Origin of the sequence: Burkholderia cepacia GG4 (genome assembly GCF_000292915.1) — a bacterium.
Taxonomy (GTDB): domain Bacteria; phylum Pseudomonadota; class Gammaproteobacteria; order Burkholderiales; family Burkholderiaceae; genus Burkholderia; species Burkholderia cepacia_D.
In genome coordinates, this window is sequence record NC_018514.1 from 1,958,204 (window position 1) to 1,972,075 (window position 13,872).

General features: G+C 68.1%; 15 protein-coding genes. 4 read left to right on the forward strand and 11 right to left on the reverse strand.

Annotation, left to right across the window (positions count from 1 at the left end; all coding sequences use genetic code 11):
- Positions 1–249 precede the first annotated feature (249 nt).
- The 7 genes from GEM_RS24390 to GEM_RS24420 all read right to left on the reverse strand — a co-directional run bounded on the left by GEM_RS24390 (position 250) and on the right by GEM_RS24420 (position 5,652).
- Positions 250–831, reverse strand: a complete 582-nt coding sequence (locus GEM_RS24390; protein WP_014900077.1) for a DUF3501 family protein — start codon at positions 829–831, stop codon at positions 250–252.
- A 44-nt stretch (positions 832–875) separates the two neighbouring features.
- Positions 876–2,213: a heterodisulfide reductase-related iron-sulfur binding cluster gene (locus GEM_RS24395; RefSeq protein WP_014900078.1), complete on the reverse strand. Its 1,338-nt coding sequence runs from the start codon at positions 2,211–2,213 to the stop codon at positions 876–878.
- A gap of 122 nt (positions 2,214–2,335) precedes the next feature.
- Positions 2,336–2,758, reverse strand: coding sequence for a rubrerythrin family protein (locus GEM_RS24400; protein WP_014900079.1), 423 nt, complete (start codon positions 2,756–2,758; stop codon positions 2,336–2,338).
- Positions 2,759–3,043: 285 nt separating this feature from the next.
- A complete protein-coding gene (locus GEM_RS24405) occupies positions 3,044–4,312 on the reverse strand; it encodes an RNA polymerase sigma factor (RefSeq protein ID WP_041490815.1) in 1,269 nt (422 codons plus the stop codon).
- Positions 4,309–4,725, reverse strand: a complete 417-nt coding sequence (locus GEM_RS24410; protein WP_014900081.1) for a VOC family protein — start codon at positions 4,723–4,725, stop codon at positions 4,309–4,311. The genes GEM_RS24405 and GEM_RS24410 overlap by 4 nt, the downstream gene beginning before the upstream one ends.
- Before the next feature lie 25 nt (positions 4,726–4,750).
- Positions 4,751–5,173 carry a YciI family protein gene (locus GEM_RS24415; RefSeq protein ID WP_014900082.1) on the reverse strand — a complete coding sequence of 141 codons (423 nt, stop codon included), beginning with the start codon at positions 5,171–5,173 and terminating at the stop codon, positions 4,751–4,753.
- A gap of 125 nt (positions 5,174–5,298) precedes the next feature.
- Complete coding sequence (locus GEM_RS24420; RefSeq protein WP_014900083.1) at positions 5,299–5,652, reverse strand: YciI family protein; 354 nt, start codon at positions 5,650–5,652, stop codon at positions 5,299–5,301.
- A 207-nt stretch (positions 5,653–5,859) separates the two neighbouring features.
- Here GEM_RS24420 and GEM_RS24425 point away from each other — a divergent pair, with 207 nt between their 5' ends.
- The 4 genes from GEM_RS24425 to GEM_RS24440 all read left to right on the forward strand — a co-directional run bounded on the left by GEM_RS24425 (position 5,860) and on the right by GEM_RS24440 (position 10,307).
- Positions 5,860–7,662, forward strand: a complete 1,803-nt coding sequence (locus GEM_RS24425; RefSeq protein ID WP_014900084.1) for an ExeM/NucH family extracellular endonuclease — start codon at positions 5,860–5,862, stop codon at positions 7,660–7,662.
- Positions 7,663–7,988: 326 nt separating this feature from the next.
- Entirely contained in the window at positions 7,989–8,375 is a 387-nt protein-coding gene (locus GEM_RS24430) for a DUF883 family protein (RefSeq protein WP_014900085.1), read from the forward strand.
- A gap of 64 nt (positions 8,376–8,439) precedes the next feature.
- Positions 8,440–9,024 carry a YSC84-related protein gene (locus GEM_RS24435; RefSeq protein ID WP_014900086.1) on the forward strand — a complete coding sequence of 195 codons (585 nt, stop codon included), beginning with the start codon at positions 8,440–8,442 and terminating at the stop codon, positions 9,022–9,024.
- 230 nt (positions 9,025–9,254) lie between these two features.
- Positions 9,255–10,307 carry an AI-2E family transporter gene (locus tag GEM_RS24440; protein ID WP_014900087.1) on the forward strand — a complete coding sequence of 351 codons (1,053 nt, stop codon included), beginning with the start codon at positions 9,255–9,257 and terminating at the stop codon, positions 10,305–10,307.
- 9 nt (positions 10,308–10,316) lie between these two features.
- Here GEM_RS24440 and GEM_RS24445 read toward each other — a convergent pair whose 3' ends face one another.
- The 4 genes from GEM_RS24445 to GEM_RS24460 all read right to left on the reverse strand — a co-directional run bounded on the left by GEM_RS24445 (position 10,317) and on the right by GEM_RS24460 (position 13,847).
- Entirely contained in the window at positions 10,317–10,820 is a 504-nt protein-coding gene (locus tag GEM_RS24445; RefSeq protein WP_187293282.1) for a thioesterase, read from the reverse strand.
- A gap of 165 nt (positions 10,821–10,985) precedes the next feature.
- Positions 10,986–12,002, reverse strand: coding sequence for an NADP-dependent oxidoreductase (locus GEM_RS24450; protein WP_014900089.1), 1,017 nt, complete (start codon positions 12,000–12,002; stop codon positions 10,986–10,988).
- A gap of 34 nt (positions 12,003–12,036) precedes the next feature.
- Complete coding sequence (locus GEM_RS24455) at positions 12,037–12,825, reverse strand: SDR family oxidoreductase (RefSeq protein ID WP_014900090.1); 789 nt, start codon at positions 12,823–12,825, stop codon at positions 12,037–12,039.
- A gap of 434 nt (positions 12,826–13,259) precedes the next feature.
- A complete protein-coding gene (locus GEM_RS24460; RefSeq protein WP_014900091.1) occupies positions 13,260–13,847 on the reverse strand; it encodes a phosphatase PAP2 family protein in 588 nt (195 codons plus the stop codon).
- Between the last annotated feature and the right edge of the window lie 25 nt (positions 13,848–13,872).

Genomic DNA, 13,872 nt, shown 5'->3' on the forward strand with positions numbered 1-13,872 from the left:
ACCGAATTATCTCCATGCACAATCTTTTTATTGTTCCTCTGCGGGTGATGAAAGCAAACTGACGTGCAGTGCACATTGTTTCCCGGCATGCAAGCGCTGATGGGTTTGTTACATCCTCGCGGTGCGCGGCCGGCACGGCGCGCCCGCGCCGCCCGGACGGCCTGGTTTCGGGTCGGACCCGCACCTCAGGCGTGCCGCGTGCACCCGGCGTGCGATGCGAACCGCGGCATGGGCGACGTGCGGCCCGCCTCAGCGCAGATCGCCGGCCAGCGACGCGGCTACGTCCGCCGCCACGCGCTGCGGCGGCAGCGCATAGGCCGGATGGTCGCAGCCGATCGACAGCGCCGCGCCATCCTTGAGCGCCGCGCGCATCGGCCCGCTCAATTCGAAGCGCACGAAGTGCACGGCCGAGGTCTTCTCCGCGTTGTCGCGGTCGAGATCCTCGTCGGCGATCGCATAGACGTCCGGATGCCCGTCGACCCGCAGGTACACGCGATCCTCCACGCCGATCAATCGCGCGAGCGCGGCCCGCCGTTCGGCCTCGTGCTCGTACTCGATCTGCAGCGTCGCCTTCAGGTTGGTGCCGTCGGGCACGAGTGGCAGATAGGCCTCCAGCTCGCCCTCGATGCCCGCCTCGTCGAAGATCTTCTCGATGTGGAGCATCTCCTGGATCTGGTAGCGGATCGTGGTCTCGTCCTCGAACAGGAAGCGCAGATGGTTGCCGAGCGCCACCGCGCGGCGGCGCTTGTACGCGACGAGCCGTGTATGTTCGGTCGTGCGGATCTTGGCGTACGCTTCGAGGGTCAGCAGCGAGTCGCGGGTCAGCGTCATGGGATGTCCTCGGATGTCGTCGATGTGTTCGGGGCGCGGCCGGTTCAGATGCCGTACGCGCGACGCAGCAGCGTCAGCGGATGCGCAAGCGGCGCGGCGGGCAACCCCTTCTCGTCGATGCCCTGCACGATGTGATGGCCGGCGAGCGCGCAGTCCGACGACACGAAATCCGGCTTCGGCTCCGCCATCGCCTTGAACACGGGCGCGCCGATCCGCATCGCGTCCGCATGGAACCCCTTCTTCACGCCAAACGTGCCCGCGTGCCCCGAACAGCGCTCGACGACGTTCACGCGCGTATCGGGCACGAGCGACAGCGCGTCGGCCGTCTTGCGGCCGATGTTCTGCACGCGCGCGTGGCACGGCACGTGATACGACACCGTGCCGAGGCCGTTCTTGAAATCGGTCTTCAACAAGCCATCGCGATGCCGCGCGATCACGTATTCGAACGGATCCCAGAAGGCATCGGCCACCGCGCGCACGGCGTCGTCGCCGGGGAACATCAGCGGCAGCTCGCTCTTGTACATCAGCACGCAGCTCGGGATCGCGCCGATCAGCGCATAGCCTTCGCGCGCATAGCGCTCCAGCACCGGCATGTTGACGGCCTTCTTCGCGGCGACGCCCGCGAGGTTGCCCTGCTCGAGCAGCGGCATCCCGCAGCACGCTTCGCGCGTGACGAGCTCGTACGGGATCTCATTGTGCGCGAGGATCGCAAGCAGGTCGTGGCCGATGCCCGGCTCGTTGAAATTCACGTAGCAGGTCGCATAGATCGCGACCTTGCCGGGCGTGCGTTCGCCGTCGCGTACCGGCGGGCCGTCCGAGCGCTTCGCCGCGCGCCGGAACTTGCGCGGCGCGAACTCCGGCAGCCATGCGTTGCGATCGACACCCAGTACCGCTTCGAGCGCGTGACGCGCGGGCGGCGTGCGGTTCACCGCGTTCACCGTCTGCGTGACGATCGGGATGCCCGCGAAATGGCCGAGCGCATCGGTATTCGACAGCACCTTGTCGCGCAGCGGCGCTTCGCCGCGCTGATAGCGCGCGGCCTTCGCGCGCAGCATCAGGTGCGGGAAGTCGACGTTCCAGGCATGCGGCGGCACGTACGGACACTTCGTCATGTAGCAGAGGTCGCACAGGTAGCACTGGTCGACGACCTTGCCGAACGCATCCTTCGGCACTTCCTCGATGTCGCCCATCGGCGTGTCGTCGACGAGATCGAACAGCGCGGGAAACGCGCCGCACAGCGACACGCACCGCCGGCACCCGGCGCAGATGTCGAACACGCGCGTCATTTCCGCGTCGATCGCCGCCTGGTCGTAGAACGTATCGGACTGCCAGTCGAGCGGATGCCGGGTCGGGGCTTCGAGACTGCCTTCCTTGTGGGGCATGGGGCGCTCCAGCGTGGCGCGCATGCGCGCGGGCACGCCGCCCGCGCGATGCGGGCAGCGATCAGCGAACGGCCTGCCGCGCGAAACGCCCGGCCGGGCCGTGCGGCCTTGCGGGGGCCGCGTCAGTCGACCAGTGCGTCCAGCGCCTTCGTATAGCGGTTCGCGTGGCTGCGCTCGGCCTTCGCGAGCGTCTCGAACCAGTTCGCGATTTCGTCGAAGCCTTCGTCGCGCGCCGTCTTCGCCATGCCCGGATACATGTCGGTGTATTCGTGCGTTTCGCCGGCAATCGCCGATTCGAGGTTCAGCCGCGACGACCCGAACGGCAAGCCCGTCGCCGGATCGCCGACGGCTTCGAGGTATTCGAGGTGACCGTGCGCATGGCCCGTTTCGCCTTCGGCAGTCGAGCGGAACAGCGCGGCGACGTCGTTCTGGCCTTCGACGTCAGCCTTCGAAGCGAAATACAGATAGCGCCGGTTCGCTTGCGATTCGCCCGCGAATGCGAACTTCAGATTCTCTTCGGTCTTGCTGCCCTTGAGTTGAGCCATTTGCGCCTCCGTTCGAGTCGGCGCGGCCGCGTGTGAAGCCGGGCCGAGGATATATGTGGGGAACGATGCGTTTGCCGGACGCGCACGCATCGTGCTCTTTAATCTAGGCGCTGGCGTTCGCATCCCCCAATAGGCTTTTTCAATCCGCGCGATAGCGGCGGGCGGGAACGGGTTCGCGGGTTCGCGGGCTGGACGAACGGTGGCATGGCTGCGTTGCGCGGAACGTTCAGCGCTCACCGTTCGGCGCCACGCGCGGCTGGCTCGCGCCGCACGCCCGCGCCGGCGTCACGCATCCGTCGCCCGCTTGAGCAGCAATTCCCTTTCGCGTTCGTTACGGGTCAATTCCGCCGCGCGCCGGAATTCGGCCTTCGCCTCGTCAGCACGGCCGAGCTTCGCGAGCAGGTCGCCGCGTACGCTCGGCAGCCAGTGATAGCGCGCCAGCGCGGGATCATCGCGCAGCTCATCGACGAGCTCGAGCGCGGCGGCCGGCCCAAACGCCATGCCCACCGCCACCGCGCGGTTCAGTTCGACGACCGGCGACGGCGCGACTTCGGCGAGCGCGTCATACAGCGCGACGATCTGCGCCCAGTCGGTGTCCGACGCGTGCCGCGCACGCGCATGGCAGGCCGCCAGCGCGGCCTGCAGCGCATACGGCCCGCGCACGCCGCCGAGCTGCGTCGCCCGCTCGAGCGCCGCGAGGCCGCGCCGGATCAGCAGCGGATCCCAGCGGCTGCGGTCCTGGTCGAGCAGCAGCACGGGGCGCCCCTGCGCATCGGTACGCGCATGCATGCGCGACGCCTGCAACTCCATCAACGCGACGAGCCCGAGCACTTCGCTTTCGTCCGGCGCGAGCCCGGCCAGCACACGGCCGAGGCGCAGCGCCTCGTCGCACAGCGCCGGGCGCGTCCAGTCGTCGCCCGCGGTCGCCGCATGGCCTTCGTTGAAGATCAGGTAGATCACTTCGAGCACCGACGCGAGCCGCGCGGGCCGCGCATCGATGGCCGGCACCTCGAACGGCACGCGCGCCGCCGTGAGCGTGCGCTTCGCGCGCACGATGCGCTGCGCGATGGTCGGCTCCGGCGCGAGGAACGCCCGCGCGATCTCGCCCGTGGTCAGCCCGCCGAGCAGCCGCAGGGTCAGCGCGACGCGCGCATCGGTCGACAGCACCGGATGGCACGACGTGAAGATCAGCCGCAGCAGGTCGTCGCCGATGTCGTCGTCGCGTGCCTCGGCGAGCGCATCCACGATGTCGGGAACGACATGCGCTTCGAGCGCGTCCATTTCATGACCGAGCTGGTCGCGCTTGGCCGCATGCAGCGACTCCTGCCGGACCCGGTCGAGCGCGCGACGCTTCACGGCAGTCATCAGCCACGCGGCCGGGTTGTCCGGCACGCCGTCGACGGGCCAGTGCTCGAGCGCGGCGACGAGCGTGTCCTGCGCAAGCTCCTCGGCCACGCCGACGTCGCGCACCACGCGCGCGGCGCGCGCGATGATCTTCGGTGCCTCGATGCGCCAGACGGCCTCGATCGCACGATGAGTCGCCTCGCGCGTCACGACGCCGGCCCCTGCGTGGCGGCTTGCTGCTCCACGCATATCAGCCCCCATTCGTGGCCGTCCGGGTCGGCAAAATCATGGCTGTACATGCCCGGATACACCTGTGGCTGACGCGGCACGGTGCCGCCGGCCGCGCGCGCTTTCGCGACGACCGAGTCGACCTCGGCACGGCTGTCGCACGACAGGCACGGCAGCACCTGCACGTGCGTCGCCGGTTCGACCACGGTCTTGCCGGTGAAGGTCTGGAAGAACGGCCGTTCGAGCAGCATCGCGAAAATGGCGTCGCTGATCCGGATGCAGGCGCGCTGCCCCGTCGTGTAGGCCGGCACGACCTCGTAGCCGAGCCCGACGTAGAACGCCTTCGCGCGCGGCAGGTCGGCCACGGGCAGGTTGACGAAGATCATCTGGTGCATGAGGTCGCCCCCGGTGACGGCGGGCTCAGCCGGCGTGGCCGCGCCCGACGTTGAGTTCGCGAAACCGTTCGACCGCGTCGCTGGGCGTCAGGTCGTCCAGCTCGAACAGCGGACGCACCTCGATCTCGCAGTCCATCTCCGCGCCGAACGGTGCGGGGAACCGCCGCGTCCATTCGAGTGCCTCGTCGCGCGAGCGCACCTGGATCAGCGTGTAGCCGGCAATCAGTTCCTTGGTTTCCGCGAACGGGCCATCGACCACCGTGCCCTTGCCGCCCGTGTACCGCACGCGCCAGCCGCGCGCGCTCGGCCGCAGGCCGTTCGCGTCGAGCAGCACGCCGGCCTTGGCCAGTTCCTCGTGATAGACCGTCATCGCCTCGACCAGCCGGTTGTCCGGCAATGCATCGGATTCGCTGACGGCGTTCGCACGGATCATGATCATGAATCGCATTGCTCACTCCTTGTCGTCGGTGGAAAGGGGCATCCGTTCATCGGCGCCTTATCCGGACGACGGGCGGCAGACTACCGGATCGACGCGCGGCGCAGAGAATCAGGGTAAATACCTATAATCCGCATTCACAGGAAGCACGGGCCGAGCGCGCGTACCTCGACCGTGCACCATTGCGCGGCCGGGCACTGGCGCGCGATCTCGATCGCTTCGTCGCGCGTGTCGACGTCGACGATGAAGAAGCCGCCGACCATCTCCTTCGCCTCGGCGAACGGGCCGTCTACGAGGCGCGTCTCGCCGTCGCGCACCTGCACGCGCGTCGCGCGTTCGGAGCGCTCCAGCGACTCGACGCCGCGCAGCACGCCGCGCGCTTTCAGCGTCTCGGCGAAATCGACCATCCGCGCGTAAAGCGCCTGCCCGCCTTCGAGCGTGCGTTCGGCGCGCTGGCCGGTCGGTTCGACAATCAACAGCATGTAGGACATGGAACTCTCCGGTGAGGGCCGTGCGCGGCAGCGTCGCAAGCGTCGGCCGGAATGACGCGTCAGGTGCGAAGCGTAACAGCCCCGGCCGGTCGTGCCGTCATCGTTGGCCATCCGGCACTGGCCGAACGGCCATTTCGATCGCAGCGCGCGATTTTGCCGTCAAGATGCTTTCCCGAACCTTCGGATTTTCTTCCTGTGGACCGTTCCATGTCACGCCTGCTGCCGCACCTGGCCTTCGCCGCATCGCTTGCCTTTCCCGTCACGCCTGTCGCCGCCGCACTGCCGGTCAGTGTGCACTGCGGCGGCGCAACCCTGCCGATCGCCGACATCCGGCACCCGGGCGGCACGTCGCCGCTGGCCGGGCAGACCACGTCGATCGAAGCGGTCGTCACCGCGGCATTCGGCGGCCCCGACGGCTTCGGCGGCTTCTTCGTCCAGCAGGCGGACGCGCAGCGGCGGCAGCGGCCGGGCGTCCCGGAAGGCCTGTTCGTCTACGCCCCGCACGCACACGCGAGCGCCGGTGATCTCGTGCACATCACGGGCAGGATCGAGCAGAAGTACGGCCGGACGCAGCTCGCGCTGTCGGGGCACGTGGCCGTCTGCGCGCGCGGCCAGACGGTCACGCCGGCAGAGCTCGTACTGCCGGTCGCCAGCGAGTCCGTGTTCGCCGCGCATGAAGGCATGCGCGTGCGGTTTCCGCAAACGCTGACGGTCAGCGATACCTCCGCACTCGGCCACTACGGCAGCGTCGCGCTCAGCCACGGCCGGTCGTACGTGCCGACTCATGTGGTCCCCCCGGCCGAGGCCGCTGCGCAGGCGGCGGCCAATGCGCGCAACCGCATCGTGCTCGACGACGGTTCGAGTCGCGTGAACCCCGCGATCGTCCGCTATCCGCCACCCGCGCTCGGCGCCGCCAACACGCTACGCGCGGGCTACACGGTACGCGGCGTCGACGGCGTGCTCGAGCAGCGCTACGGCTCGTGGCGAGTGCAGCCCGTGGCGACCGCGGCGCCGGTCTTTGAGGCCGCGTCGAATCCCCGCGCCGATGCGCCGGCACGCCATGCGCGGGCCGACGTGCGGGTCGTATCGTTCAACGTATTCAACTATTTCAACGGCGACGGCAGCGGCGGCGGCTTCGACGATCCGGCCAACCGCGGCGCGAAGACACCCGCCGCATTCGCGCGGCAGGAAACGAAGATCGTCGCCGCGCTGCGTGCGCTGCGCGCCGACGTGATCGGCCTGATGGAGATCGCGAACAACGGCCATGGCCCAACCAGCGCCGTGCAACGGCTCGCGGCCCGGCTCGGCGGCGGCTGGCGCGCGGTCGACCCCGGCACCGCGCGGCTCGGCCGCGACGCGATCGCGGTCGCGCTGCTGTATGACAGCCGGACGATCGAGCCCGTCGGGCGCGCGGCGACCGTCGCGCTCGAGGGTCCGAACCGCCCGCCGCTCGCGCAGACGTTTCGTCGCATCGGCGGCACCCGCGCGTTCACGGTCGCGGTCAACCATCTGAAATCGAAGAACTGCCCGCGCGCGACCGGCCCGGATCTCGACCAGTCGGATGGCCAGGGCTGCTGGAACGCGACGCGCACGCGCGCGGCCGAACGCGTCGCCGCGTGGCTCGCCACGTCGCCGACCGGCGCCGCGGCCGATGGCGTGCTGCTGATCGGCGACCTGAACAGCTACGCGAACGAGGATCCGCTGCGCGCGCTCGCGTCGCGCGGCTACGCGAACCTCATCGCCCGCTTCCTCGGCCATGCCGGGTACAGCTACGTGTTTCGCGGCGAAGCGGGCAACCTCGACCACGCACTCGCGACGTCGCCGCTCGCCGCGCGCGTGAAGGCGGTGCATGTGTGGCACATCAACGCCGACGAGCCGGTTGCCCTGCAATCCGTGCCCGATTACAAAACCGCGGCGCAACGGGCAGCGTATTACGCACCCGACGCATATCGTTCGTCGGATCACGATCCGCTCGTCATCGACCTTGCGCTGGCGGAAGACGGCTCATGAGCCGCTGCGGGCACAAACCCTGCTCCACGAAGCACTGCGATTGGTGCAATTGCATCAACACCCCGCGTGCAACGGCACTATTTACCTGACGGCCCGGGCGACGCCATATTTACCGGACATTCGCTTCATGCAATTGCCCGCCCCGCTTCATCGCGAATTTTTTTCAATGGCCGTGTGGCCCCGTGCGGCGGGGCTTCCCGGGAAGCCTGCCGACGAATTGAAAATTTGTCTCGAAACTCAATTGGATGATGTGAATCACACTGGATGCTGGGATTCGTCTTATCTTCAAATTGGCCTGTAAATCAAATCGAAGGAGGATAAACACCATGGCGCTCACCGACTCGATCGAACACAAGCTGGATCGCGGCCTGTCCGACATCCGTCGCACCGGCCGGCGCGTGGGACGCACGACGCGCTCCGCGGTCCGCGATCTGCATGCGGACGTCACCGACGATCTGCGCGGGCTGGTCGACGAACTCGAAGATCTGCTGAAGAACGATGGCGACGGCGATATCGCCGCGCTGCGCAAGCGCGTGCAGTCGCGGCTCGACGAAGCCCGCAGCACGCTCGACCACGCGTCGGGCACTGCGACCGCCCGGCTGCGCGATTCGGCCGAACGCGTATCGCAAGCCGTGCACGACAACCCGTGGCAGACCGCCGGCGTCGTAGCGGGCCTCGCGTTCGCCGTGGGCCTGCTCCTTGCCCGCCGTTGACCGGGGCTGCCCGCACCACCGCCCGCCCCGCCCGTCCTCAATCCGACAACGAAGGAGAATCGCCATGCAAAAGTCCCTCGCACTGAAAGCAGCCGCCGCCGTCATGCTCGGCAGCCTCGCGCTCGCCGGCTGCACCACCACGCCCGACAAACCGGACAATGCAGCGGCCAGCGCGTCGAAGCGACAGTCGATCGACGCGAGCGTGAATGCGACGCTGTCGCGCCTCTATTCGACGGTCCCGGGTTCGCGCGAACTCGTCGCGAAATCGCGCGGCGTGCTGGTATTCCCGACCGTGCTGCAGGCCGGCTTCATCGTCGGCGGCCAGTCCGGCAACGGCGCGCTGCGCGTCGGCGGCAGCACCGTCGGCTACTACAACACGTCGTCGCTGTCGGTCGGCCTGCAGGCCGGCGCGCAATCGAAAGCGATCGTGTTCCTGTTCATGACGCAGGATGCGCTCGACTCGTTCCGCAAGTCCGACGGCTGGGCGGCCGGCGCAGACGCGTCGGTCGCGGTCGTGAAGGTCGGCGCGAACGGCGCGCTCGACACCACGACGGCCACCGCGCCGGTCGAGGTGCTGATCCTGACCAACGCGGGCCTGATGGGCGACCTGTCGGTGAACGGCACCAAGGTCTCCAAGCTCAACATCTGACGATCCTGCGCGGCATCGTCGCGTCCGCCCCCCGGCAACGCCGCGGCCCCGCCGCGGCGTTTTCGCGTGCGCCGCGTGCAGCGGCTATGATGGCGGCACCTTTGCGGGCATACTGCCCATCGGGCCGCCCCTGCGGCGCGCGGCGCCGCGAACCCGTGACGTTCGCGAGCCGATCGCGCCCGAGGCAACGAGATTCAATCAAACCAGGCATCAATCTGCGCGAATCATCCATGGATAGCGGACACGATCACCAAAAATTCTTCTATTTCCTGCTGTTCGCGGTCACCGTCGGACTGTGCTGGATTCTCGCGCCATTCTCCGGTGCCGTCTTCTGGGGCACCATTCTCGCCATCCTGTTCCAGCCCGTGCAGCGCTGGCTCGCCGCACGCTTCGGCAAGCGGCGCAATCTGGCCGCGCTCGTGACGATGTCGCTCATCATCCTGATCGTGATCCTGCCGCTCGTGTTCGTCATGGCGACGCTCGTGCAGGAAATCGCATACGTGTACCAGGAACTGAAGAGCGCGCAGCCGAATTATTCGCAGTACTTCCACGACATCATTCACGCGCTGCCGACGTCGATCCAGAACCTGCTGCAGAAATACGGGCTGACCAACATCCCGGGCATCCAGAAGAAACTGACCGACGGCGCCGCGCAGATCAGCCAGTTCGCCGCGGCGCAGGCGCTCAGCATCGGCCAGAACACGTTCCAGTTCGTCGTCAGCTTCGGCGTGATGCTGTACATGGTGTTCTTCCTGCTGCGCGACGGCGGCGAGATCGGCCGCCGCGTGCGCCGCGCGATGCCGCTCGACGAAGAGCACAAGAACCTGCTGCTGGCGAAGTTCACGACGGTCGTGCGTGCGACCGTGAAGGGCAACATCGCGGTCGCGCTCGTGCAGGGCGCGCTCGGCGGCCTGATCTTCTGGATCCTCGGGATCGAGGGCGTCGTGCTGTGGGGCGCGCTGATGGCGTTCCTGTCGCTGCTGCCGGCGATCGGTGCAAGCCTCGTGTGGATACCCGCCGCGCTCTACTTCCTCGCGATCGGCGCGGTCTGGAAATGCGTGATCCTCGTCGCGTTCTGCGTCGGCGTGATCGGCCTCGTCGACAACCTGCTGCGCCCGATCCTCGTCGGCAAGGACACGAAGATGCCCGACTGGGTCGTGCTGATCTCGACACTCGGCGGGATGGCGCTGTTCGGCATCAACGGCTTCGTGATCGGGCCGCTCGTCGCCGCGCTGTTCATGGCGAGCTGGGACATCTACGCTCGCTCCGAACAGGGCGAATGACGCGGCGCGTCACGGATGACGAATTCTGATCACGACGGGCGCCACGGCGCCCGTCGTCATTTCCGGCACTGCCACCGTCATCACGCCGCCATACGGGCCGACACGATGCGCACGATCCGGGTCCAGCGGCACGCTGCGATCGTCGCGCGCATCGCGCCATGTCGCACGAACCTCCGCCTCCGCGGTCCGCGCAAGCGGCTGGCCGTCCAGCCCCACGAGCGCCACATGCGCGCCGGCCAAGTGCCGGCCATGCGCATCGAACCGGAGCGTCGCCGCCGTCGCGCTGGCTGACGCGTCGATCGACGGCGCATCGAATGTCACGTCGTACAGATCGACGAGTGCGCCGGTGAATCGCATGACGCCACCTGCATTCGCCTGCCCAGCCACGCCGGCGCCCGACATCGCGCACGCGATGCCGATCCCCATTGCGACGATCCTCAGCCGGTTGCCAACGCGTCGCATCGTTCGATCGCACACCACCGCCGATGCTTCCTGCCCAGCTTTCATTCGCATGTTTCGCCTCCCTTCTCGCCGCGCAAATAAAAACGGCGGCGTGACGCACATGTCACGCCGCCGTTTGCTGGCGATTACTTTAAGGAGAGCGGCCGGAACAATATATGGGACAAGTCCTAAATCGATGTCCGCCTGTTCGAACTCAAGGCGCGCGAACGCTGCCGCTCACGCATCCGGATCGACGCGCAGCACGAGCTTGCCGCGATGGTCGCCGTCGAACAGGCGATTCAGCACGTCGGGGGCGTTTTCAAGCCCGTCGGCGACCGTTTCCTCGGCTTTGAGCCGGCCGTCGCGCAGCCATCCGGCAAGCGTCTGCACCGCTTCGCGGCTCTTGCGATAGTCGAGGATGAGGAAGCCGCGCATCGTGATCCGCTTCGAGATCAGCACGCCGACGTCGTCCGCCGCGCGCCCGCTGTTGTAGTTCGAGATCACGCCGCACAGCGCGACGCGCCCGCCGATCACCATGCGCGACAGCACCGCGCGCATCACTTCGCCGCCGACGTTCTCGAAGTTCACGTGCACGCCGTCCGGCGTCGCCGCCTTCAGCTGCTGACGGAAATCGTCGGCCTTGTAGTCGACCGCCGCGTCGAAGCCGAGCGTCTCGGTCAGGTAGCGGCACTTGTCCGCGCCGCCCGCGATGCCCACCACCCGCGCGCCGTGGATCTTGCCGATCTGGCCGGCGATCGAGCCGACCGACCCGGCCGCCGCCGACACGACGAGCGTCTCGCCGGGCTGCACCGGCGCGATGTCGGTCAGCCCGTAGTACGCGGTCAGGCCGCTCATCCCGCACGCGCCGAGCAGCGTCGGCAGCGGCAGGCCCGACTGCGCAGGCAACTTCACGAGCTGCGCAGCCTGGTCGGCCGGTACGACCGCGTAATCCTGCCAGCCGACGAGCCCCTGCACGAGATCGCCCGGCGCGAACCCCGCATGACGCGACGCGATCACGCGCCCGATGCCGAGCGCGCGCATCACCTCACCGATCGCGACGGGCGGCAGGTATTGCGGCACGTCGCTCATCCACACGCGGTTGGTCGGGTCCATCGACAGATACAGCACGCGCACGAGCACTTCGCCGTCGGCGAGCGCCGGCACGGGCGTTTCGACGAGCGAAAAGTGTTCACGACCGACCCGCCCTTCCGGGCGGGTCTTCAGCAGCAGCTGGCGGTTCACGGGTGTCGACACGATGTTCTCCTCCGGTTGTAGTTGTCGATGCGCGTCAGACCGCGCACATGCCGCCGTCGATCACGAGTTCGGCGGCGGTCACGAAGCGGCTTTCGTCGGATGCCAGATAAACGGCCGCATGCGCGACGTCGTCCGGGTCGCCGAGCCGGCGCAGCGGAATGCCGCGCGCGAGCTTGCGCGTCGCATCGCGTTCGCCGAGCGACTGGAACAGCGGCTCGACGATTCCCGTGCGGATGAACGCCGGGTGAATCGAGTTGCAGCGCACGTCGAGTTCGCGGCGCGCGCAGTCGATCGCGACCGACTTCGTCAGCGACGCGACCGCGGCCTTCGACGCGTTGTACGCGGTGAAATCCGGCTCGACCTTGAACGCGGCCACCGACGAGATATTGATGATCGACGCCGGGCGGCTCGCGCCCAGGTACGGCAGCGCATGCTTGCAGCCGAGCACGATGCTCTCGACGTTGATCGCCATCACGCGGCGCCACTCGTCGATCTCGATCTGCGCGGGCGCGCCGATCGACCCGACACCCGCGTTGTTGACGAGCACCGACAGCGCACCCATCGCTTCGTTCGCCTGCGCGAGCAGCGCCTGCCAGCGCGCTTCGTCGCGCACGTCCTGCGTGGCCGCGAACGCGACCGGTGCCGCCTGTCCGGCATTGAGTTCGTGCGCGAACGCGTCGAGCACGGCCGCGTCGGCGATGTCGGTCAGGAACACGCGCGCGCCCTGCTCGACCATCCGGCGCGCGATCGCGCGGCCGAGGCCGCCGGCGGCGCCCGTGATATATGCGCACTTGCCTGCGAGGCGCGGGGAAACGACTGTCATGGAACCTGCTCCTATCGTGAATCGTCGTTGCGGACCGGTGCCGCGATGGCGGTTGCCGCATGCCGGCCGCCGCGGAGTTTGCGCGAGTATAGCGAGCCGGCGCACCGCGCCGGACCAATCGGGCCGGCGACTGCTGCCGGACCCGATCGAACGAGCGCCAGCGTACGCGAATGCCGCCAATCGATGAAATGAATATTCGTAATGCCCGGTCATAGACTCAGCTGATGACCTTCGCATCCGCGGTTGACGAAGCGACGCGGCACGGCACGGCCGATCCCGTGGATCAAGCCTGCTGCGTATCGATTCGACCAAGGCCGGGCGCCGGCGCATGCCGGGGACGGGAAACAACCGGACTGACGCACGCCATGGCCGCCGTGCGACGACCGCATGCTCAAGCGGGGCGCCGGGGCGCCGACGCCCCGGGCGCGCAATCGTCAGAATCCGTCGCCGGACCCGCGCACGAACGCGCAGAACTGCGGGGAATGCGTGTCGATCATCTGCTGGAACGGCGCGCGATGCCCGTATGCGATGCCGGACACGAGAAGCAGGCAGACGGCCGCGATGCGCGGCGAGAACGCGCGCTTGCGGGCGCGGTCGTACGCGTGCAGGAACACCAGCGCGACCAGCGCGCCGAGCAGCCAGCCGACGACGACTTCCGGAGTCGTGTGCGAATGGTCGAACACCCGCGCGACGGCCGTCACCGCGCCGACGGCGAGACCGGCCGCCACGCCCGGCGCCTTCCCCGGGCGGAATGCCTGCCACAGCATCGACAGCGTGACCGTCCACACGGACGTCGACAGCATCGTATGGCCGCTGATCACGCGAAAATCGAACTGCGGGATCTCGACGCCGCAGCCCGCGTAGAGGATCTTGGTGGCCCCGACCAGGCTCATGCCGGCCGCGAGCAGCACGATCCAGCGCACCGCGAGCCGCCAGTTGGACAGCGCGAGCCAGACCGCGCACGTCAGTGCGACCGGCAGGGTCAGCGCGGCATCGCCGATGTTGCTGATTTCACTCCACATAACGGACTTCGAACGGCTAGCGAAA

Bases quoted from the DNA above. Each gene is read 5' to 3' on its own strand.
- GEM_RS24390 (WP_014900077.1), bottom strand. From the start codon at position 831: ATGACGCTGACCCGCGACTCGCTGCTGACCCTCGAAGCGTACGCCAAG.
- GEM_RS24395 (WP_014900078.1), bottom strand. From the start codon at position 2,213: ATGCCCCACAAGGAAGGCAGTCTCGAAGCCCCGACCCGGCATCCGCTC.
- GEM_RS24400 (WP_014900079.1), bottom strand. From the start codon at position 2,758: ATGGCTCAACTCAAGGGCAGCAAGACCGAAGAGAATCTGAAGTTCGCA.
- GEM_RS24410 (WP_014900081.1), bottom strand. From the start codon at position 4,725: ATGCACCAGATGATCTTCGTCAACCTGCCCGTGGCCGACCTGCCGCGC.
- GEM_RS24415 (WP_014900082.1), bottom strand. From the start codon at position 5,173: ATGCGATTCATGATCATGATCCGTGCGAACGCCGTCAGCGAATCCGAT.
- GEM_RS24420 (WP_014900083.1), bottom strand. From the start codon at position 5,652: ATGTCCTACATGCTGTTGATTGTCGAACCGACCGGCCAGCGCGCCGAA.
- GEM_RS24425 (WP_014900084.1), top strand. From the start codon at position 5,860: ATGTCACGCCTGCTGCCGCACCTGGCCTTCGCCGCATCGCTTGCCTTT.
- GEM_RS24430 (WP_014900085.1), top strand. From the start codon at position 7,989: ATGGCGCTCACCGACTCGATCGAACACAAGCTGGATCGCGGCCTGTCC.
- GEM_RS24435 (WP_014900086.1), top strand. From the start codon at position 8,440: ATGCAAAAGTCCCTCGCACTGAAAGCAGCCGCCGCCGTCATGCTCGGC.
- GEM_RS24440 (WP_014900087.1), top strand. From the start codon at position 9,255: ATGGATAGCGGACACGATCACCAAAAATTCTTCTATTTCCTGCTGTTC.
- GEM_RS24445 (WP_187293282.1), bottom strand. From the start codon at position 10,820: ATGCGAATGAAAGCTGGGCAGGAAGCATCGGCGGTGGTGTGCGATCGA.
- GEM_RS24455 (WP_014900090.1), bottom strand. From the start codon at position 12,825: ATGACAGTCGTTTCCCCGCGCCTCGCAGGCAAGTGCGCATATATCACG.
- GEM_RS24460 (WP_014900091.1), bottom strand. From the start codon at position 13,847: ATGTGGAGTGAAATCAGCAACATCGGCGATGCCGCGCTGACCCTGCCG.